General features: G+C 76.1%; 17 protein-coding genes. 8 read left to right on the forward strand and 9 right to left on the reverse strand.

Translation table 11 applies throughout. From position 1 onward, the window contains the following. Nucleotides 1–64: 64 nt before the first annotated feature. Nucleotides 65–1441, reverse strand: coding sequence for an NAD(P)/FAD-dependent oxidoreductase (locus tag ACRYMY_RS07315; protein WP_432546602.1), 1377 nt, complete (start codon nt 1439–1441; stop codon nt 65–67). Between the two features lie 153 nt (nt 1442–1594). After that, nucleotides 1595–2209 (reverse strand): DNA-3-methyladenine glycosylase I, encoded by a 615-nt coding sequence (locus tag ACRYMY_RS07320; RefSeq protein ID WP_432546603.1) that lies wholly within the window; start codon nt 2207–2209, stop codon nt 1595–1597. A 109-nt stretch (nt 2210–2318) separates the two neighbouring features. On the opposite strand from ACRYMY_RS07320, the gene aroQ reads away from it, so the two are divergent. The 3 genes from aroQ to ACRYMY_RS07335 all read left to right on the forward strand — a co-directional run bounded on the left by aroQ (nt 2319) and on the right by ACRYMY_RS07335 (nt 5175). Beyond that, on the forward strand, nt 2319–2759 hold the full coding sequence (aroQ, locus tag ACRYMY_RS07325; protein ID WP_432546604.1) for a type II 3-dehydroquinate dehydratase: 441 nt from the start codon (nt 2319–2321) through the stop codon (nt 2757–2759). A gap of 97 nt (nt 2760–2856) precedes the next feature. Continuing rightward, nucleotides 2857–4521 carry an FAD-binding oxidoreductase gene (locus tag ACRYMY_RS07330; RefSeq protein WP_432546605.1) on the forward strand — a complete coding sequence of 555 codons (1665 nt, stop codon included), beginning with the start codon at nt 2857–2859 and terminating at the stop codon, nt 4519–4521. 15 nt (nt 4522–4536) lie between these two features. Then, nucleotides 4537–5175: a hypothetical protein gene (locus ACRYMY_RS07335; RefSeq protein WP_432546606.1), complete on the forward strand. Its 639-nt coding sequence runs from the start codon at nt 4537–4539 to the stop codon at nt 5173–5175. On the opposite strand, the gene ACRYMY_RS07340 is transcribed toward ACRYMY_RS07335, so the two are convergent. The 5 genes from ACRYMY_RS07340 to ACRYMY_RS07360 form a co-directional block, all read right to left on the reverse strand. Continuing rightward, nucleotides 5139–5612 (reverse strand): VOC family protein, encoded by a 474-nt coding sequence (locus ACRYMY_RS07340; RefSeq protein ID WP_432546607.1) that lies wholly within the window; start codon nt 5610–5612, stop codon nt 5139–5141. The genes ACRYMY_RS07335 and ACRYMY_RS07340 overlap by 37 nt on opposite strands. A 110-nt stretch (nt 5613–5722) precedes the next feature. Then, nucleotides 5723–7423 carry an ATP-binding SpoIIE family protein phosphatase gene (locus tag ACRYMY_RS07345; RefSeq protein ID WP_432546608.1) on the reverse strand — a complete coding sequence of 567 codons (1701 nt, stop codon included), beginning with the start codon at nt 7421–7423 and terminating at the stop codon, nt 5723–5725. A 67-nt stretch (nt 7424–7490) separates the two neighbouring features. Further along, the gene (locus ACRYMY_RS07350) at nt 7491–8333 is read right to left on the reverse strand and encodes an SDR family NAD(P)-dependent oxidoreductase (RefSeq protein ID WP_432546609.1); all 843 of its coding nucleotides are present in this window, start codon (nt 8331–8333) and stop codon (nt 7491–7493) included. Nucleotides 8334–8344: 11 nt separating this feature from the next. Continuing rightward, nucleotides 8345–9724: an MFS transporter gene (locus tag ACRYMY_RS07355; protein ID WP_432546610.1), complete on the reverse strand. Its 1380-nt coding sequence runs from the start codon at nt 9722–9724 to the stop codon at nt 8345–8347. Between the two features lie 116 nt (nt 9725–9840). Beyond that, a complete protein-coding gene (locus ACRYMY_RS07360) occupies nt 9841–10362 on the reverse strand; it encodes a hypothetical protein (RefSeq protein ID WP_432546611.1) in 522 nt (173 codons plus the stop codon). A 191-nt stretch (nt 10363–10553) separates the two neighbouring features. On the opposite strand from ACRYMY_RS07360, the gene ACRYMY_RS07365 reads away from it, so the two are divergent. The 5 genes from ACRYMY_RS07365 to ACRYMY_RS07385 all read left to right on the forward strand — a co-directional run bounded on the left by ACRYMY_RS07365 (nt 10554) and on the right by ACRYMY_RS07385 (nt 17309). Then, nucleotides 10554–11396 (forward strand): MIP/aquaporin family protein, encoded by an 843-nt coding sequence (locus tag ACRYMY_RS07365; protein ID WP_432546612.1) that lies wholly within the window; start codon nt 10554–10556, stop codon nt 11394–11396. Nucleotides 11397–11461: 65 nt separating this feature from the next. Beyond that, complete coding sequence (gene glpK / locus ACRYMY_RS07370) at nt 11462–13003, forward strand: glycerol kinase GlpK (protein WP_432546613.1); 1542 nt, start codon at nt 11462–11464, stop codon at nt 13001–13003. Nucleotides 13004–13165: 162 nt separating this feature from the next. Next, nucleotides 13166–14878, forward strand: coding sequence for a glycerol-3-phosphate dehydrogenase/oxidase (locus tag ACRYMY_RS07375; RefSeq protein WP_432546614.1), 1713 nt, complete (start codon nt 13166–13168; stop codon nt 14876–14878). A gap of 293 nt (nt 14879–15171) precedes the next feature. Then, nucleotides 15172–15558: a hypothetical protein gene (locus tag ACRYMY_RS07380; protein WP_432546615.1), complete on the forward strand. Its 387-nt coding sequence runs from the start codon at nt 15172–15174 to the stop codon at nt 15556–15558. Beyond that, a complete protein-coding gene (locus ACRYMY_RS07385) occupies nt 15558–17309 on the forward strand; it encodes a signal peptidase I (RefSeq protein WP_432546616.1) in 1752 nt (583 codons plus the stop codon). The genes ACRYMY_RS07380 and ACRYMY_RS07385 overlap by 1 nt, the downstream gene beginning before the upstream one ends. Nucleotides 17310–17348: 39 nt before the next feature. Here ACRYMY_RS07385 and ACRYMY_RS07390 read toward each other — a convergent pair whose 3' ends face one another. Beyond that, nucleotides 17349–18866 carry a hypothetical protein gene (locus ACRYMY_RS07390; protein WP_432546617.1) on the reverse strand — a complete coding sequence of 506 codons (1518 nt, stop codon included), beginning with the start codon at nt 18864–18866 and terminating at the stop codon, nt 17349–17351. A 111-nt stretch (nt 18867–18977) separates the two neighbouring features. Further along, a complete protein-coding gene (locus ACRYMY_RS07395) occupies nt 18978–19598 on the reverse strand; it encodes an SWIM zinc finger family protein (protein ID WP_432546618.1) in 621 nt (206 codons plus the stop codon). Nucleotides 19599–19753 lie beyond the last annotated feature (155 nt).

Raw genomic sequence — 19753 nt, forward strand, 5'->3', positions numbered from 1 at the left:
GCCCGGACGCGCAGGAGGGGCGCACCCGCGCGGGGTGCGCCCCTCCTGACCGGCCGTGCCGGGGTCAGCCGACCTTCGGCTTGTCCTCGGCCTTGGGGTAGATGTCCGTGTTCTGCGCCGTGGTGATCAGCGCGTCCTCCGGACGGGTCTGGTTCAGCGCGACGGCCTGCACCGGCAGCAGCGCGTGCAGCGCCCAGTCGGTGAGGACGCGGACCCGGTTGGCCATGCTGGGCAGCGCGTACAGGTGGTAGCCGCGCGCCACGATCTTGGCGGGCAGGCCGGTGAGCTCGACACCCAGCGGCTTGGCCACGGCGGTGGTGCCACCGAGGTCGGCCACGAGGCCGAGGTCCTTGTGGACGTAGTCCTTGGCGATGCCGACCCCGAGGCTGGCGGCGATGTTCTTGCCGACCTGGGTGCCCTGGCGCTGCGCGTGCTGCGCGGTGGGCGGGGTGACGGGCTGCGGGCCGTCCGCCGGCTTCTCCTTGGCGAGGTCCGGCGTCGCGGCGGCGTCACCGACGGCCCACACGTCGTCGGCGGCGCGCATCTGCGCGTCGACGACGAGGCGGCCGCGGTCCAGCGGCAGGCCGAGGGTGCCCATGAGCGGGTTGGCGACGATGCCGGCGCCCCAGATGAGGGTGCGCGAGGGCACCGGGGTGCCGTCGGTGAGGTTGATGACGTTGCCCTCGACGCTGGCCACGGAGACCCCGAGGCGGATGTCGATGCCGCGGCCCTTGAGCTTGCCGAGGGCGTACTCGCCCAGGCGGGGGCCGAGCTCGGGCAGGACGGCGGGGGCGACGTCGATGAGCAGCCAGCGGACGTCCTTGACGTCGATGTTGCTCCAGCGGTCGGCCACGCGGGTCAGCCAGCGGTGCGTCTGGGCGACGATCTCGGTGCCGGTGTAGCCGGCGCCGACCGCCACGACCGTCATGCGCTCGGCGCGCTCGGCGTCGAAGCGGGGGTCGGAGGGCAGCGAGTCGGCGGCGTCCAGCTGCGAGAGCAGGTGGTCGCGCACGAACGCGGCCTCGGTGATGGTCTTCACGCCGCGCGCGGACTCCGACACCCCGGGGATGGGGAAGCGGCGGGTGATGGAGCCCGGCGCCAGCAGCAGCCGGTCGTAGGAGATGACCTGCGTGCCCTCGTCCACCTGGCCGCGCTCGCTGCGCGAGACGGTGACGGTCTTGGCCTCCAGGTCCACCGAGGTGGCGTGGCCGACGACCAGCCGGTGCTTCGGCAGCGCCTGGCGCAGCGAGACCGCGACGTGGCGCGGCTCGAGCACCGAGGCCGTCACGTCGGGCAGCAGCGGGCTGTACGTGAGGTGGTCCGTCGGGCTGATGATGACCAGTTCGGTCGTCCCGGCCGGCAGCAGCTTCTCGAGCTTGCGCCCGGCGTACAGCCCGGCGAAGCCGCCTCCGACGATGACGACACGCTTGCGCTCGTCCACGCGCCTACCCCTCTGTCTGTGCGGTGTTGGTCTCCCGGCGCCGTGCCTCGCGGACCCGCGGCTGCCGTGACGTCGGACACGATCCTCCCACGCTGTCGCCACGACGTGACGCCGCGGGGGTGGCGGGGCCGCTGGGAGCGCCCCGGCGGGCGCTCACCGGCCCCCGCCGCGGGCGGGGCAGGCGGCCAGGTGGTCGTCCACGACGCCGAGCGCCTGCATCGCCGCGTACGCGGTGGTCGGCCCGACGAACCGGAAGCCCGCGCGCTTGAGCGCCGCCGCCAGCGCCACCGACTCCGGCGTCGTCGACGGCACGTCCGCCGGGACGCGGGGCACGGGCCGGCCGGGTGCGGGGGCGTGGGACCAGACGAGCTCGGACAGGCCGGGCCCCTCCTCCGCCAGCCGCAGCGTCGCGCGGGCGCCGGTGACCGCGGCCTCGACCTTGGCGCGGTTGCGGACGATGCCCGCGTCGGCGAGCAGCCGCTCGACGTCCTGCTCGCCGTACCCGGCGACGACGGCCGGGTCGAAGCCGGCGAAGGCGGCGCGGAACGCCTCCCGCTTGCGCAGCACGGTGATCCAGCTGAGCCCGGACTGGAAGCCCTCCAGGACCAGCCGCTCGTAGACGGCGGCGTCCCCGCGCACCGGCCGCCCCCACTCGGTGTCGTGGTAGCGCTCGTACAGCGCGTCGCCCGTGCCGAAGCAGCGGAACGGCGGCGCCTGGCCGGTGCGCTCGTCGGGCGGCTGCGGGGCGGCGGGAGCGGTGGGCGGCACGGGGCGGACCCTGGCAGCCGGCTCCGACACGAGCACGGCGCCCGGGCGCCGGCGGGGCGGACGGGGGCGGACGGGGCGTCGGCGGGCGGGGCGGCGGTAGCGTCGCGCCGTGCGCATCCTGGTGCTCAACGGCCCCAACCTCGACCGCCTCGGCGTCCGCCAGCCGGAGGTCTACGGCACGACGACGCTGGCCGACGTGGACGCGCAGCTGCAGCGCCTGGCCGCCGAGCTGGGCGTGGAGGTGGAGCTGCGGCAGACCAACGACGAGGCGCAGATGCTCGGCTGGGTCCACGGGGCCGCCGACGAGCGGGTGCCCGTCGTGCTGAACCCGGCGGCGTGGACGCACACGTCGGTGGCCCTGCGCGACGCGTGCGCGGAGCTGAGCGCGGGGCTGGTGGAGCTGCACGTGTCGAACGTGCACGCGCGCGAGGACTTCCGCCGCCACTCCTACGTCTCGCCGGTGGCGACCGCGGTCGTCGCGGGGATGGGCACCGACGGGTACGCGGTGGCCGTGCGCTGGCTGGCGGGGCGCTCGGGCCCGTCCGCCTGAGCGCCCCCCGTGTCGGACGGCGCGCGTACGCTCTGCCGGTCAGCGCAGCGAGCAGGCAGCACGGCCGCCCGGCAGGGCGGGGGAGCGGGGAGACGCAGTGGTCGAGCACATGAAGTGGTACGGCTGGGGCCAGGAGGGCGTCGCCTTCCACCACGAGGACAAGCCGGCCCTGGCGCCCTTCGCCCGGCGGATGGCGGGCATCGACTTCGACGCCCCCCCGGTGCGCGTGCCGGAGCTGAGCGAGCTGACCGTCCCGGCGCCGCAGGCGCCCGCCGCGCTGCGCGAGGCCTTCACCGCGGCCGTGGGCGCCGAGCACGTCCACGACGACGACCTGGACCGCGTCGTGCACTGCTACGGCAAGAGCATGCGCGACCTGGTGCGCATCCGCCGCGGCGACTTCGGCCGGCTGCCCGACCTGGTCGTCTACCCGGGCGACGAGGCCCAGGTGGAGGCCGTGCTGCGCGCGGCGCTGGAGCACGACGCGGTCGTCATCCCGTTCGGCGGCGGCTCCAACATCGTCGGCAGCCTCGAGGCGCCGCGCGAGGAGACGCGCCCGGTGGTGTCGGTGGACATGGGCCGGCTGCGCCTGGTCCTGGAGGTCGACGAGACCTCGCAGCTGGCGCGCATCCAGGCCGGCGCCCTGGGCCCGGACCTGGAGGAGCAGCTCAACGCCCGCGGCTGGACGCTGGGGCACTTCCCCGACAGCTTCAAGCACTCCACGCTCGGCGGCTGGATCGCCACCCGCTCCTCGGGCATGCAGTCCGACCGCTTCGGCGACATCGCCGACATCACTCGCGCGGTGCGGGTGGTCACCCCCAAGGGCGTCCTGGCGACGCGGCGCGTGCCGGTGCAGTCGGCCGGCCCGAGCCTGCGCGAGATGGTCCTGGGCAGCGAGGGCCGCCTGGGCCTGATCACCGAGGCGACGGTGCAGGTGCACCGCCTGGCCGAGGAGCGCGTGATCCTGGCGTACTTCTTCCCCGACTACGGCAGCGGCCTGGCCGCCATGCACGACATCGCGGCCTCGGACGCCTCGCCGAGCATCACCCGCGTCTCCGACGAGATGGAGACGCAGTTCACGATGGCGACCTCGAAGAAGGGCAGCCGCGTCTCGCAGCTGCTGAACCGCGCGGTGAAGCTGTACGCCAGCAAGCGCAAGGGCTTCGACCTGTCGAGGATGTGCCTGTCGTTCATCGGGTACGAGGGCTCCTCGGCGCACGTCAAGCGCCAGAAGCAGCTCGTCGGCGAGATCGTCAAGCGGCACGGCGGCTTCGGCGTCGGGTCCGGGCCGGGGACGCTGTACGACCAGAAGAAGTTCGACACCCCCTACATCCGCGACTTCATCCTCGACCGCGGCGCGTACGGGGACGTGTCGGAGACGTCCTCGTCGTGGGCGACGCTGAAGACGTTGCACGACAACGTGGTCGCGGCCGCGCAGAAGGCGTTCGCGGAGGTCGGCACGCGGGGTTTCGTGTTCTGCCACCTCTCGCACAGCTACCACATCGGCGCCTGCCAGTACTTCACGTTCGCGTTCCAGCCGCCGGCCGACCGCGACGGCCTGGAGGCGTACGACATCGTCAAGGGCGCCATCCAGCAGGCGTTCATCGACAACGGCGGGACGCTGTCGCACCACCACGCGGTGGGCCGCGAGCACAAGCCGTGGATCGCCGAGGACGTCTCGCAGGCGGGGGTGGAGGTCATCGGCGCGCTGTTCGCCGGGGTCGACCCGGGCCGCAACCTCAACCCGGGCGCCGTCGTCGACTGAGCCGGCGGGTCCCCGGTGAGCGCGCGCGGACGCCTGCGGGCCGCCTGGGACGACGTCGTCGGCCCGGGCGCCTCGGCGCGGGAGAACACCGGCACCCTGACCGCCGGCCTGGCCGGGGCGCTCCTGGCGCCCCGGCTGGCCGCACCGCGCGCCGTCCCGGCCGGCTCCTCCGGGACCGGCCGGCTGGACGACGTGGTGCTGCGCCTGCTGGCGCTGGACCTGTGGGGCGGGGTGTGGTGCAACAACACCCCGTCGGCGGTGCGCTGGTACCACCGCCCGGGGCACGGGCCGGGCCGGCGGCTGCTGTTCTGCGCCCTGCACCTGCACCCGTTCGTCGTGGCGCTGCTGGACGAGCGCCGCGACGGGCGGCCGCGCTGGCGCCGCGCCTGCGCCGAGCACGCCTACGTGCTCCTGGCGGCGGCGGTCGTGGAGGCCGCGCCGGTCCGGGCGCGCCGGGCGGCGGGGCTGCTCGCCACGGCCGGCGGCGTCGTGCTGGACCGGGCGCTGGGCGGCTCGCCCAGCGCGCCGTGGTTCGCGCCCGTGCACGTCGCCAAGCTGCTCGCCGGGCACGTCGCGGGCGGTGCGTTGGGCCCGTCGCGGCGCCCGGGGCCGCCCGCTCACCCGGCGGCGGGCTCCCCGTCCGGGTGGGTGTAGAGGCAGAAGGGGTGCCCGGCGGGGTCGGCCATGACGTACAGGGGCTCCTCGGGCTCGTCCGTGCGGTGCAGCAGCAGCCGCGCGCCCAGCTCCTCGGCGCGCCGGCGCTGGTGGTCGAGGTCGGCGGGGTCGTCGACCTGGAAGCACAGGTGCATGTGCATCGGCACGTCCGGCGACGGCCAGGTGGTGCGGTGCAGCGTCGCCACGCGCTGGAACGCGAGGATCCGCTGCCCCTCGGGGGTGAGCAGCACCAGCCGGTCGGGCCGGTCGGGCCGGTCGGGCCGGTCGGGTCCGTCGGGGCCGCCGTCCGGGCCGGACCCGGGCGGCGCGTCGCCGGGGCGGTGGACCAGGCCGAGCAGCCGGCGGTGGAACTCCACCAGCTCGCGGGCGTCGGTGGCGTCCAGGACGGTGTCGACCAGGCGCGGGTGGCCGCTCATCGGGCTCCTCCTCGGGCGGGACGGTCCGGTGCGCCCGTCCTGCTGCGCCGTCCCGACACGAGCCCCGCACCGGCTCGGCGCGGAGATCCGGCGGGGGCCCGCGGGTGGGCTCACGCCGTCAGCAGGTCCGCCCACACGGTCTTGCCGTCGCCGTGCGGCGCGACCCACCACCGGTCGGCGACGACGTCCACGATGTGCATCCCGCGCCCGCCGAGCGCGTCCTCGCCGCCGTCGCGCGGGCGGGGGTGGCTGGTGGAGGTGTCGTCGACGCCCACCGACAGGCGGGCCAGTCCGGCGTCGTGGCGCAGCGTGAGGGCGGCGCCAGAGCCGACGTGCACCACGGCGTTGGTGACCAGCTCGGAGACGACGAGCTCGGCGGCGTCGGCGGTCTCGGCGAGGTCCCAGCGGTCCAGGGTGGCGCGCAGGTAGTCGCGGGCGACGGCGACGGCGCGCGGGTCGGCCGGCAGCAGCAGCCGCGCCTCCAGGGCGCCGGAGGCGGGGCCGGTGTAGTCGACGAGGAGCAGCGCGGCGTCGTCGGCGCGGACGTGGGCGACGGGCGCCAGGAGGCGGTCGGCGAGCGCGCCGGCGTCCTCGTCGGCGTGCGCGCCGAGGGTGGTGGCGACGGTGTCCCACCCGTCGAGGGGCCCGCCGCGGGCCCACTCGGCGATGCCGTCGGTGTACAGCAGCAGGCGGGCGGCGCCGGGCAGCCGGTGCCGGGCCTCGGTGTAGACGGTCTCCTCCTGCACGCCCAGCGGGGGGCCCGGCTCGACGTCGAGCTCCTCGACGTGCCCGGGGGTGAAGCGCAGCGGCGGGGGGTGCCCGGCGCTGGCGACGACGACCTCGCCGGTGCGCTCGTCCAGGCGCACGAGGCAGCAGGTGGCGAACAGGTCGCCCTCGAGGTCCTGCACGAGCCGGTTGGTGCGCTCCAGGACGGTGGAGGGGTCGTGGCCCTCGTTGACGTAGGCGTGCACGGCGGTGCGCACCTGCCCCATGGCGGCGGCGGCCGCGGTGCTGTGGCCCTGGACGTCGCCCATGACGAGGACGAGGGCGTCGTCGGTGCGCACGGCGTCGTAGAAGTCCCCGCCCACGTCGACGCCGTCGGTGCCGGGCAGGTACCGGCTGGTGAGGGTGACGGCCCGGGTGGAGGGCAGCCGGCGGGGCAGCAGCGCGGTCTGCAGGGCGCGGGCGGTCCCGGCGGTCTGCTGCGCCAGGCGCAGCGCGGCGGCGCTCTCGGCCTCCAGGCGCGCGGCGCGCTCGCGGGCGAAGACCCCGACGACGAGGTGGGCGAGGTCGGCCAGGTCGGCGCGCTGCTGCGCGCTCAGCTCGCGCGGTTCCTCGCCGAAGACGCACAGCGTGCCCAGGGACAGCCCCTCGGGGGTGACCAGCGGCGCGGAGGTGTAGGAGCGCACGGCGCCCAGGCGCCCGTCGACCCAGGGGTTGGCGGCGAAGCGGACGTCGCGGCGGGCGTCGGGGGCGTGCACGAGCCCGCCGGCGCGCAGCGCGTAGTGGCACATGGAGTCCTCGCGGGCGCACTCGCCGCGCTCGCAGCCGTCGGCGGCGAGCTGGCGCTGCAGGTGCTCGTCGATGACGTTGACGACGGCGTGCGGGGCGCCGGTGACCCGGCGGGCGAGGCGGACGACGGCCTGCAGCTCCAGCGGCGGTGGCCGCGTCAGGTCGACCCAGTCGCGGACGGCGGCCAGGCGCAGCGCCTCGGCCCGGTCGGCGCCGTCGGGGCACCGCTGCCCGTGCGGGTACGTGCCAGCGCGTCCGCCCCCCGACTCGCGGACGTCGGCCGAGGTCCCCCGATCCACCTCTGCAGGTTACTAGAAGTGATGGATCGCGACCTTGCGTTCACCGAGGGCGGGAGTGATGTGGATCTCAGCCCTCGGGCTGCCCGGCCGGCCGCTCGGGGTGCCGCCGCCGCGCGCCGGAGGGGGCGGCGTTCCACACCCTGCTGACCAGGCCGCGGGGGGCGACGTCCAGCAGCGCCGAGACGGCTTTCCAGCGCCTGGTCGGCACGCTGACGGCGCGCCCGGCGAACAGGTCGTCCAGCGCCGCGTCCACGACGTCGTCCACGTCCAGCCACACCCGGTCGGTCAGGCCGGAGCGCCCGCCGCGGCGCATGCCCGAGCGGGTGTGGAACTCGGTGCGCACGTAGCCGGGCTCGACGACGGTGGCGCTGACGCCGGTCCCGCGCAGCTCCCCGGCGAGGGTCTCGGTCAGCACGATGACGTACGCCTTGGCGGCCGAGTAGTGCCCCCCGCCGGGCACCAGGCCGGCCACCGAGCCGACGTTGAGGACGTGCCCGCGCCCGCGCGGCACCATCGCCCCGGTCGCGGCGCGCGAGAGGACCATGACCGCCCGGCACAGGACGTCGAACATCCGCTCGTGGTCGGCGGCGACGCCGTCGACGAAGCGCTGCTTGAGGCCGAAGCCGGCGTTGTTGACGAGGACGTCGACGGGGCGGGCGGGGTCGGCGACCCGGTCGGCCACGGCCCGCAGCTGCTCGCGGTCGGCGAGGTCGGCGCGCAGCACCTCGACGCCGGCCCCGTACCGGGTGCGCAGCTGCTCGGCGGTGCTCTCCAGGCGCTCGGCGTCGCGGGCCACGAGCACCAGGTCGTGCCCGCGCGCGGCGAGCGCCCGGGCGAAGCCCGCGCCGAGCCCCGCGGTCGCGCCCGTGACGAGCGCGGTGGGGCGGGCGGGGACGGGCGTGGCGGTCATGGGCGCAGACCCTAGGACAGCCGCACGGCGGCGCCGGGCGCCGGGCGCAGCAGGGTCCGCCACCGCGGCTGGGCCAGCAGGGCCAGCGCGGCGCCGAGCAGGACGGCCGCGGCCGCCACGGCCAGCGACAGCTGCGGTCCGGTGGTGTCGATGAGCCGCCCGGCCAGCGCGTTGCCGACGGCGCCGCCCGCGGTCACCGACGTCGACAGCCACGCCTGCGCCTCCCCGAGGCGGTGCCGGGGAGCGAGGTGGTCGACGAGGCTCTGCAGGACGATGAGGTTGGGCGAGATGAACAGCCCGGCGCAGAAGAGCACGGGCACCAGCACGAGCATCGAGGGGTCGGGGCGCCAGGCGACGACGGCCAGGACGGCCGTGCCCGAGCCGAAGCCGCCGAGGATGACGGGCAGCCGCACGCGCTCCTCGGAGCGCCACTGCCGCGCGCCGTACAGCAGCCCGCCGAGGGCGCTGCCGCCGGCGATGGCGGCGAACATGAAGCCGAGCTTGTCGGGGGAGCCGAGCACGACCTCCGCCAGGCCGGCCAGCGACACGTCCAGCAGCCCGAAGCCGACGCTCATGGCGGCCAGGACGAGCAGCGCCGCGGGCACGCCGGCGGTCAGCGCCACGGGCGCCTCCCGGGGGCGGGTGGGCCGGCCGCGCCCGCGAGGTGCGGGGACGGGCGCCGGCACGGGCGGGGCCGTGGCGGGCGGGCCGGGTGCCGCGGCAGCGTCGCCCGCCGGCCCGGGCTCGGGGGTCGGCGGCGGGACGGCGCCGGGGCCGAGGCTGCGGGCGGCCTCCGTGCGCGCGTACAGCAGCCCGCCACCGGCGAGGAAGGCGCAGGTGGCCAGCATCGGCACCAGCGGCGAGGTGACGGCCAGCAGCAGCGTCAGCAGCAGCGGGCCGCCGACGAACAGGGTCTCCACGGCCACGGCGTCCAGCGCGTACCCGAGCCGCTGCTGGCGCACGTCGGGCAGCACGACCCGCCAGGCCGCGCGCATGGCCGGGCTGACCGGCGGGAACGTGCCGCCCACCAGGGCGGCGAGCACGACGAGCGCGGGTCCGGGGACGGGGCCGGCGGTGGCCAGCGTCAGGGCCAGCAGGAACGCGGCGCTGGCGCAGGAGGTGGCGGCGATGACGCGCGGCTGGCCGTAGCGGTCCAGGCCGCGGCCCCAGAACGGCGAGCCGACGGCGACGCCGACGGCGAAGGCGCCGGCGACGATCCCCGCCAGGGTCCAGTCGTCGCGCAGGCCCCGCACGAGGAGCACGAGCCCCAGGGGGGCCATCGAGACGGGCAGCCGCGCCACGACGGCAGCGGCGAACGGTCGTGCCGCGCGGGGGTTGCGCAGCACGCCGAGGTAGTCCTTCATCTCCACCCGGTCCGCGTCGAGGTCCACGGGTGCGCCGGCGCACCCGTGCCCGAGCCTGCCAGGTCACCGGCCCGGCGCGACGGGCGGGTGGTGCGCCCGGCGAACGGCACCGGCGGGCGCCGGCGGGCGCTCGCGGGGGACTGTCAGGCGGTGCGCAGCCGCGCGCAGTGCCCACCGGCGGCGCGGGCGGCGGCCAGGGCGTCCAGCGCCAGGTCGAGCAGGTCGTCGGCGTCGCAGGTGCCGCCGGTGGCCAGGCCGGCGCCGACGCTGACCCGCAGGCCCGTGCACCGCGGGGTGGTGCGCTCGGCGGACTCCAGCGCGTGCAGCAGCGCGTCGGCGGCCCGGTCCACGGACGCCTCGGCCAGCGCCGGCGGGAGGTCGACGAGGACGAGGGCGTGCGAGCGCTCGCCGAGGCTCAGCCAGCGGTCGCGCGAGCGGACCGCGGTGCGCAGGCGCTGCGCGACGGCCACCGTGCAGTCGTCGTCGGCGGCGGTCCCGTCGACGGCCAGCAGCAGCACCCCCGTGGCCGTGCCCCAGCGCGCGTCGGCGTCGACGGCGCGCAGCAGCTCCTCGCGCAGCACGCGGTGCGCCGCCGGCGCGGTGGGTCCGGTGGTGGGGGCGGTCGGCGGTGCGGCGGGGCTGAGCAGGGTCGTCGGCGGGGTCATCCCCGGGGTGTCGGCACGGACGGCGCGCGGCTTGAGCCACCGGCCCGCTCCCCGGTCCTGCGCCCGGGCCCGCCGCGCACGGATCGTTCGGCATGGTCGAACGCGCGTCGTTGACGGCCCCCGGGGCCGGACCTAGCGTCCAGCCCACGCGGCGGACCGCCGCGGGAGACCGACTCAACGGGGAGTTCCTCATGGCAGAACGCACGTCCTCCTCGGCCTCGTCACCGCCGCGCCCGGCGCCGGTGACCTCGCTGGCGGGCGAGATGCTCGCCGAGTTCGCCGGCACCGGCGTCCTCATCCTCTTCGGCGTCGGTGTCGTCGCCCAGGTCGTCGCCGGCGGCGTCGGGAACGACCAGTCGATCCACTGGGCGTGGGGCCTCGGCGTGACCTTCGGCGTCTACGTCGCCGGCCGCACGAGCGGCGCCCACCTGAACCCGGCCGTCACCCTGGCGCTGACCGTCTTCAAGGGCTTCCCCGCCCGGAAGTTCGCGCCGTACGTGGTCGCGCAGTTCCTCGGCGCCTTCGCGGCCGCCCTGCTGATCCGCTGGGTGTACGCGGACGCCATCGCCACCGTCGACCCCGGCACGACCTTCGACACGCAGGGCATCTTCTCCACGCTGCCCGGCGAGGGCGTCACCGTCGGCACCGCGTTCCTCGACCAGGTCGTCGGCACGGCGATCCTCGTGTTCCTCATCTTCGCCGTGACCGAGGTCCGCGCGACGGCCCCGGGCGCCAACCTGGCCCCGTTCATCATCGGCCTCATCGTGGTCGGCATCGGCATGGCCTGGGGCAGCAACGCCGGGTACGCCATCAACCCGGCCCGCGACTTCGGGCCCCGCCTGGCGAGCTTCCTCACCGGGTACGAGACGGCGATGCGGGAGCCGGGGGGCGCCTTCTACTTCTGGGTCCCCGTCGTCGCCCCGATGATCGGCGGCGTTCTGGGCGGCGGGCTCTACAAGGTCCTCGTCGAGCGGCACCTGCCGCCGCTGGAGTCGGCGGCCCAGCCCAGCGGCCGCGTGCCCACCGACGACTGACCGACCCCGGGCCGGCCCCGGCCGGCCGCGCACACCACCAGCCCCAGCGGAGAGGCAGGACCACCATGGCCAACAGCGCCAACCCCGACGGCCCCCAGTACGTCGGTGCCGTCGACCAGGGCACCACGTCGAGCCGGTTCATGGTCTTCGACCACGGCGGCAACGAGGTCGCCAAGTACCAGCTCGAGCACACCCAGATCATGCCCAAGCCCGGCTGGGTGGAGCACGACCCGATCGAGATCTGGGAGCGCACCAGCTCCGTCGTCCAGTCCGGCCTGCGCCAGGCCGACCTGCAGGCCAGCGACCTGGCGGCCCTCGGCATCACCAACCAGCGCGAGACCGCCGTCGTGTGGAACAAGCGCACCGGTCGCCCGTACTACAACGCGATCGTCTGGCAGGACACCCGCACCGACCGCCTGGCCGCGGCGCTGGACCGCGACGAGCGCGGGCAGAAGATCCGGCAGAAGACGGGCCTGCCGCCGGCCACGTACTTCTCCGGCGGCAAGGTGCAGTGGATCCTGGAGAACGTCGACGGGGTGCGCGAGGCCGCCGAGGCCGGCGACGCGGTCTTCGGCAACACCGACTCCTGGCTCATCTGGAACCTCACCGGCGGCCCGCGCGGCGGCGTCCACGTCACCGACGTCACCAACGCCAGCCGCACCATGCTGATGGACCTGGAGACGCTCGACTGGGACGACGAGCTGCTGGAGATCTTCGGGATCCCGCGCTCGATGCTGCCGGAGATCAAGCCCTCCTCGTGCAGCGAGGCGTACGGCACCACGCTGGCCACCGGCCCGCTGGGCGGGGAGGTGAAGCTCACCGGCATCCTCGGCGACCAGCAGGCCGCCATGGTCGGGCAGGTCTGCTTCGACCCCGGCATGGCCAAGAACACCTACGGCACCGGCAACTTCATGCTGCTGAACACCGGCACGGAACTGGTGCGCTCCAAGGCGGGGCTGCTGACGACGGTCTGCTACCAGTTCGACGACCAGCCGCCGGTGTACGCGCTGGAGGGCTCCATCGCCGTGACGGGCTCGGCCGTGCAGTGGCTGCGCGACCAGCTCGGCATCATCTCCGGCGCCTCGCAGTCGGAGTCGCTGGCCGCGCAGGTGGAGGACTCCGGGGGCTGCTACTTCGTCCCCGCCTTCTCCGGCCTGTTCGCGCCGTACTGGCGCTCCGACGCGCGCGGGGCGATCGTCGGCCTGTCCCGGTACAACACCAACGCCCACATCGCCCGCGCGACGCTGGAGTCGATCTGCTACCAGAGCCGCGACGTCGCCGAGGCGATGAGCGCGGACTCCGGCGTCGACGTGGAGGTCCTCAAGGTCGACGGCGGCATCACGGCCAACAAGCTGTGCATGCAGCTGCAGGCCGACGTCCTGGGCGTGCCGGTCTCCAAGCCGGTCGTGGCCGAGACCACCGCGCTGGGCGCCGCCTACGCCGCCGGCCTGGCCGTCGGGTTCTGGGCGAACACCGACGAGCTGCGCGAGAACTGGAACGAGGGCGAGCGCTGGGAGCCCTCCTGGAGCGACGAGCAGCGCGCCGACGGCTACAAGGGCTGGAAGAAGGCCGTCCAGCGGACGCTGGACTGGGTGGACGTCGACTGACGCGGCCCCGCACGACCACCGCGCGCGGGCGCCCCACCGGGACGCCCGCGCGCGGACGGTGCGCGAGGCGCGCACCATCGAGGGAGAGCCCGGCACCGCCGGCGGCCACCGCCGCCGCGGGCACGGCGGGCTCGCCGAGCACGGCGAGAGAGGGAGAAGGACGTGGAGAGCAAGGCACTGTCCCCGCAGTCCCGCGAGGAGGCCCTGCGCGCGATGGCGGACGGGGAGCTGGACGTCCTCGTCGTCGGGGGAGGTGTCGTCGGGACCGGCGCCGCGCTCGACGCGGTCACCCGCGGCCTGCGCACCGGCCTGGTGGAGGCCCGCGACTGGGCCAGCGGCACCTCGAGCCGCTCCTCCAAGCTCGTGCACGGCGGCCTGCGCTACCTGGAGATGCTCGACTTCGCCCTCGTGCACGAGGCGCTGCGCGAGCGCGGCCTGCTGCGCAACACGCTGTGCCCGCACCTGGTGAAGCCGATCCCGTTCCTGTACCCGCTGACGAAGCGGTTCGCGGAGCGCCCCTACGTCGGGTCCGGCATCGCGCTGTACGACGCGATGGCGTTCAGCTCCGGCAACAACGCCGGGTTCAAGAGGCACCGCCACCTGACGCGCCGCGGCGTGCAGAAGGAGGCGCCCGGCATCCGCGAGGACGCCATGGTCGGCGCCATCCAGTACTACGACGGGCAGGTCGACGACGCCCGCCACACCATGATGATCGCCCGCACGGCGGCCGTGTACGGCGCGCACGTCGCCAACCGCACCCGCGTGAAGGAGTTCGTCCGCGAGGGCGAGCGGGTGATCGGCGCGGTGCTCGTGGACCTGGAGTCCGGCGCGGAGATCACCGCGCGGGCCAAGCAGGTCATCAACGCCACGGGCGTGTGGACGGACGAGACGCAGGAGCTCGTCGGCGCGCGCGGGCAGTTCAAGGTCCGCGCCTCCAAGGGCATCCACCTCGTCGTGCCGCGCGACCGCATCCAGTCGAAGACCGGGATGATCCTGCGCACCGAGAAGAGCGTGCTGTTCATCATCCCGTGGGGCCGGCACTGGATCATCGGGACCACCGACACCGACTGGGAGCTGGACAAGGCCCACCCGGCCGCGACCAGCAAGGACATCGACTACGTCCTGGAGCACGCCAACGCGGTGCTGAAGTCCCCGCTGACCCGCGCCGACGTCGAGGGCGTCTACGCGGGGCTGCGCCCGCTGCTCAGCGGGGAGTCGGAGTCCACGAGCAAGCTGTCGCGCGAGCACGTCGTCGGCCACCCGGTGCCCGGCCTCGTCGTCGTCGCCGGCGGCAAGTACACGACGTACCGGGTCATGGCCAAGGACGCCGTGGACGTGGCCGTCGACGGCCTGGACGGCAAGGTGCCGGCCTCCACGACGGAGAACGTGCCGCTCGTGGGCGCCGAGGGCTACCACGCGCTGTGGAACCAGCGGCACCAGCTCGCGGCGCGCGCCGGCATCCACGTCGACCACGTCGAGCACCTGCTCAACCGCTACGGCTCGCTCGTCACCGAGGTCCTGGACCTCGTGGCCGCCGACCCGGAGCTGGGCCAGGTGCTGCCGAAGGCGGACGACTACCTGAAGGCGGAGGTGGTCTACGCCGCCACGCACGAGGGCGCCCGCCACCTGGACGACGTCCTGGCCCGCCGCACCCGCATCTCCATCGAGACCTACGACCGGGGCACCGAGTCGGCCGAGCTGGTCGCCCAGCTCATGGGCGACGCCCTGGACTGGGACGCCGACCGGCGCTCGCGCGAGGTGCAGCACTACCTGCAGCGCGTGGCCGCCGAGCGGGCCTCGCAGGAGGAGCCGGACGACGCCAGCGCCGACGCGGTGCGCCTGCGGGCGCCGGACATCGTGCCCGTCACGGCCTGACCCGCACCACCCGACGCGGTGGCGCGACCGGTGCACCCGGTCGTGCCACCGCGTCCGTGCGTCCGGGCACCTCCTCCGCCCCGGCCCCGGTGACCGGCGTGTCGTCACGCGCCGTGGACCACGACTGCTCCGGACGGGCGGACACGCCGGGGCGGTCAGGCGGTCCGCTCCTCGTGCGCTGGTCCCGGCTCCTCGTCGCGCCGATGAGAACTTCGGCAAACGAACCGACGCGGCGCCGGACGGGGTCGCGACGGCCGGGCGGGAGAGCCCGGTCCACGAGGAGAGGCACCACCATGATGAAGAGCCACCTGCTGCTCGCGGGCGTCGCCGCGGCCGGCGCCGTCGCGTTCTCCCTGGGCGGGGCGTCGACGAACGCCATCTCGGGCGTCCCGGCGACCACCGTCGCCGGCTACGGCGAGTCGACCATCACGGGCGGCACCGTGACCAAGACGGAGTACAAGCTCAGCTCCGACGGCAAGACCATCAACTCGGTCGAGCTGACGTTCAGCAACCCCACCGACTTCACCGGCCTGGTCGTCCGCGCGGCGTTCAACGGCGCCGGCTGGACCACCTGCACCGTCACCGCCGGCGTGGCGGCCTGCCCCGTCTCCAGCAGCACCACCGCGGCGGAGAGCCTCAACGTCCTGGTCACCGACGCGAACGCCACGCTGGCCAGCTGATGACCCGGTCGTCGCGAGCGGCCGGGGCGGCCGCTCGCGACGACCGCCCCGCGCTCCCCGCCCCGCGGTGGCGGCGCGTCCTGCCCGCCGCCCTCCTGGCCGTGGTCGCGTTCGTCGCGTGGGCGCTGCTGGCGCCGCCGCTGCTGGGCGGGCGCACCAGCTACGTCGTCACGTCCGGCACGAGCATGCTGCCGACGTTCCACACCGGGGACCTCGCCGTCGTGCGCGAGCGACCGTCGTACGCCGTCGGCGACGTCGTCGCCTACCGCAGCCCCACGGTCGGCATCACCGTCCTGCACCGCGTCATCGCCGCGGGGGAGGACGGGTTCCGCTTCCGCGGCGACAGCAACACGTGGGACGACCCGGACCTCGTGCCCGCCGACGCGCTCGTGGGCGAGCTGTGGTTCCACGTCCCCGGTGCGGGACGGTTCCTCGGCCCCGCCCGCCTCGTCGTGCCCGTCCTGGCCGCCGGCGCGGTGCTGCTCGTGCTCGCCGCCGGCCGGCGCTCCCGCCGCCGCACCGCGCCGGACGCGGCCACCGCGTCCGCGCCGCCCACCCCCGCGGGCTCCGGCGGTGACCGCGCGTCGCGGCTGTCGGCCGCCGCCACCGCGGGCCTCGTCGCGGGGGCGGTGCTGCTCGTCGTGAGCGCACGACTGCCCGTGTCCGCGGCGGCGACGTCGAGCGACGTCGCGGCCGGGTCCGCCGCGCCGACCGCCGCGGCGCCGACCGCCACCGTCGGCTACACCGCCGCCGCCGACCCCCTCGTCTACGACGACGGGCGGCTCGTCACGGGCGACCCCGTCTGGACGGCGCTCACCCCCGGCGTCGACGTCACCGTGGACGTCTCCACGCCCGAGGACGCCGTCCTGGGCGTGGAGGTGCTGCTCAGCACCGACGACGGCTGGCGCCGCACCGTCGTCCTCGACGGCACCGCGGTCGTCGAGGACGGGACCGCCCGGCTGCGGGTGCCGCTGGACGTCGCGCGGCTGGAGGCCGTCGTCGCGCGCGTGCGGGAGCGCACGGGCAGCTCGGGCGGCGTGCGGGTGCGGCTGCTGCCCCGGCTCGCCGCCGCCGACGGCACCGTGACGACGCCGTTCCCGGACGGCGTGGCGTTCCGGCTCGGCGCGGGGCAGCTCGTCCTCGACGTCGGCGACCACGAGCACGGCGAACCCGTGCAGCTGACCGCCGCCGCGCCGGGCGCCGCCGCGCCGGGCGCCGCCGCAGCCGCCGGCGCGGGTACCGCCGCGCGCGGCCTCGACGTCGCCGGTCTGAGCATCGGCTCCGACGTCGTGCGCGCCGGCGGCCTCGGGGTCGTCGGGCTGTCCGCCGCGCTCGCGGCGGTCCCGGGCGTGGTGCGGCGGCGCCGCCCGCGCCCCGTCCCCGGGCCCGGCTCCGCGGCCGACCCCGCTCCCGCGCCGCCCGCGGCCCCGCGGGACGAGCCGCTGGACGCGGCGCCGGACGAGCCGCTGGACGCGCTGCCCCCGTCCGCCGCGACCACCGGGGTGTCCGTGCCCACCGCGGCCGCGGACGAGCCGGTGCTGCCGCTGGTCCCGCCGACCGCGCAGGCGCAGCGAGCCCACCGAGCCGCCCGCCTGGCCGTGGCCGTGGCCGCGCTGGGCGCGGACCCGTCGCTCACCGCCGCCGCCCTCCTCGGCCACCTCGCCGCCGCCGGTCACCCGGTGTCCCTGCGCACCGCGCAGCGGGTGCGCCGCGAGGCGCTGCAGCTCCTCCCGGTGCGCGCACGGGACTGAGGGCGGCACCCGCCCCGGTGGGTGCGCGGCTGCCCGCGGTCAGACCGCGAGCGCCCGCCGGGCCCGCAGCCGGCGCATCAGCGGCCCCTTGCCCGTGCGGGCCAGCGCCCACAGCAGGGCGAGCGCGAAGGAGGTCTCGGCGACCGACGCGTGGCCGGCGCCCGCGTGGGACAGCCCGCCGTGCACGAGGTCGGCCATGAGGAGCAGGCCGGCGGCCACGAGGAAGGCCACGGAGCCGAACAGGTCCCGGTCCAGGTCCTCCTTGCGCCCGCCGAGGCGGTAGACGACGTACACCGCCCACATCGCCATGACCTGGCTCAGCACCAGCACCACGCCCACGGTGGTGGGGACGAACACGAGGAAGACGGCGCCGTACTTCAGCACCTGCAGCACGGGGTAGAGGAAGACCCGCGCGTGCACCCGGACCCGGTTGTAGGCGAAGAACACCGCGCGCAGCACGACCAGCAGCCCCACCCACGACAGGCCGGCCCGCAGCAGCTCGCCGGTGGCCAGCTCGCCCAGGGCGACGGCCAGGCCGAGCGCGGCCGCCGCGGCGCCGAGCGCCCACACCCACGCCTGCGTCCGGATCGGGTAGTCCAGGTAGCGCGAGACCTGCGGGTCGAGGACGGGGCGCTCCTCGAAGTTCGCCGCGTGCACGTCGTTCTCGTGGTAGCCGATCTCGTAGACCGCCATGAGCGACAGCAGCAGCAGCGGGACGACGAGCGCGAAGCGCAGCAGGCTGGGCACGTCGTAGGTGATCGCCAGGACGACCACGGCCGCGTCCACGAGCAGGAACTGGTCGAGGGTGTACAGGCGCGAGTACTTGACCCGCGCGGTGTAGCGCAGCGGGACGTACAGGCGCTCGCGGGCGGACAGCGCCGCGCCCTGCGGGGTCACCAGCAGGCCCGTGCCGGCGGCGAGCAGCAGGTCCTCGTCGTGCAGGGAGTCGGAGACGAAGACGGACCGGGCGACCCCGTCCGCGCCGACGGCGGCGGTCGCGGTGGCCGTCTTGCCGCCGGCGAACCAGGAGGGCCGGGGCAGCGCCGGCGTGGCGACGAGCGCGGCGGCCGCGAACTCGCTGCGGGCCAGCAGCGCCCTGATGACGAAGGTCATGCCGAAGGAGATGATCGTCAGCCGCGCGGGGTCGACGCCGGCGAACAGGGCGCAGACCGCGCGGGCGCGGTGCCGCTCGAACAGCGCGGGCGCGTCCCGGCGCCAGCGGTGCACGTTCCACGGCGTCAGCACGACGATGAGCGCGACGCACAGCCAGTCCCCGACGCGGTGGCCCCGGCCGCGCGGCACCAGCCGCCACGGCACGAGCACCCGCACCAGCAGGTCGATGAGGGCGACCACGAGGGAGGGGCGGCAGTGGGCGATGAACATCTCGGTGCTGTTGGACGCGAAGAGCGTGTGGTCGAAGTCCACGAGGACCGGCGCGGCCGGGTCGGCGGCCCGCCGGCGGACGGTCTCGGCGGTGACCGGTGACTGCCTCCGGACGTCGTGGAGGACCGGCTCGAGCTGCTCGGCGGCGCGGGCGGACGTGCCAGAGGGGGTCACAGGTCGAGGACGGTACCGGCGCGTTGACCCTGCGCGCCACGGCGACCTCGGACCGTCACAATGCCCTCACGCGACGTGAGGGTTGAGGGCTGTGGAGGTCCTCCGAGGTCCTCAGCGGGCGCCCCGGCGGCGGGTCCCCGGTGCCCGGACGACCGCGGCGTACCAGGGCCGCAGCGCGTCCGCGGTGCCCGCCGCCCCCGGCCCCAGGACCAGCTCGTCGAGGTCGTCGGCGACCGTCCGGCCCGGTGCGGGGTCCGGCAGCGGCAGGTCCGGCCAGTCCCCGGTGCCCGTCCAGAAGTCCGCGGTGCGCGCGGACAGGTCGTCCACCGCCGGCGCCGGGCCCGACGCCGCCCGCTCCACCCGGCGCAGCAGCGCCCCCAGGTCGGCCCCGCGCAGCGCCAGGACCTGCGAGGGGTCGTCGTCCAGGCGCTCGGCCAGCGCGTACACGACCGCCGCGGCGTGCTTGCACGGCTCCCCGTCGTCGGGGCAGCTGCAGTCGTAGGCGACCTCCGCGCCGCGCGCCAGCAGGTCCACGCCGACCTCGCCGAGCAGCTCGACCAGCGCGGGCGGCACGTCCCCGGCGAACAGCGGCGCCAGCATCAGGGGGTTGGCGACGACCACCGCGACCACGGCCTCCGTCTCCGCGGGCGTCCAGCGCCGCACCCCCACCTCGACCAGGTACGGGCGCGGGCGGCTGCCCTGCACCCGGGCCGTCACCGCCCCGGCGCGCACGCGCAGGTCGGCGACCTGGCCGGCGCGCGCGTACGTGCGCCCGCGCGCCAGCCGCCCGGCGGGGGGGGGGGGGGGGGGGGGGGGGGGGGGGGGGCCGGCGCCCCCCCCCCCCCCCCCCCCCCCCCCCCCCCCCCCCCCCCCCCCCCCCCCCCCCC

Origin of the sequence: Kineococcus haloalkalitolerans, from assembly GCF_050871905.1 — a bacterium.
Lineage (GTDB): Bacteria > Actinomycetota > Actinomycetes > Actinomycetales > Kineococcaceae > Kineococcus.

Excerpts from the sequence above, each read along its gene's own strand:
- ACRYMY_RS07340 (WP_432546607.1), bottom strand. The coding sequence starts at position 5,612 with ATGAGCGGCCACCCGCGCCTGGTCGACACCGTCCTGGACGCCACCGAC.
- ACRYMY_RS07350 (WP_432546609.1), bottom strand. The coding sequence starts at position 8,333 with ATGACCGCCACGCCCGTCCCCGCCCGCCCCACCGCGCTCGTCACGGGC.
- ACRYMY_RS07360 (WP_432546611.1), bottom strand. The coding sequence starts at position 10,362 with ATGACCCCGCCGACGACCCTGCTCAGCCCCGCCGCACCGCCGACCGCC.
- ACRYMY_RS07365 (WP_432546612.1), top strand. The coding sequence starts at position 10,554 with ATGGCAGAACGCACGTCCTCCTCGGCCTCGTCACCGCCGCGCCCGGCG.
- glpK (WP_432546613.1), top strand. The coding sequence starts at position 11,462 with ATGGCCAACAGCGCCAACCCCGACGGCCCCCAGTACGTCGGTGCCGTC.
- ACRYMY_RS07380 (WP_432546615.1), top strand. The coding sequence starts at position 15,172 with ATGATGAAGAGCCACCTGCTGCTCGCGGGCGTCGCCGCGGCCGGCGCC.
- ACRYMY_RS07385 (WP_432546616.1), top strand. The coding sequence starts at position 15,558 with ATGACCCGGTCGTCGCGAGCGGCCGGGGCGGCCGCTCGCGACGACCGC.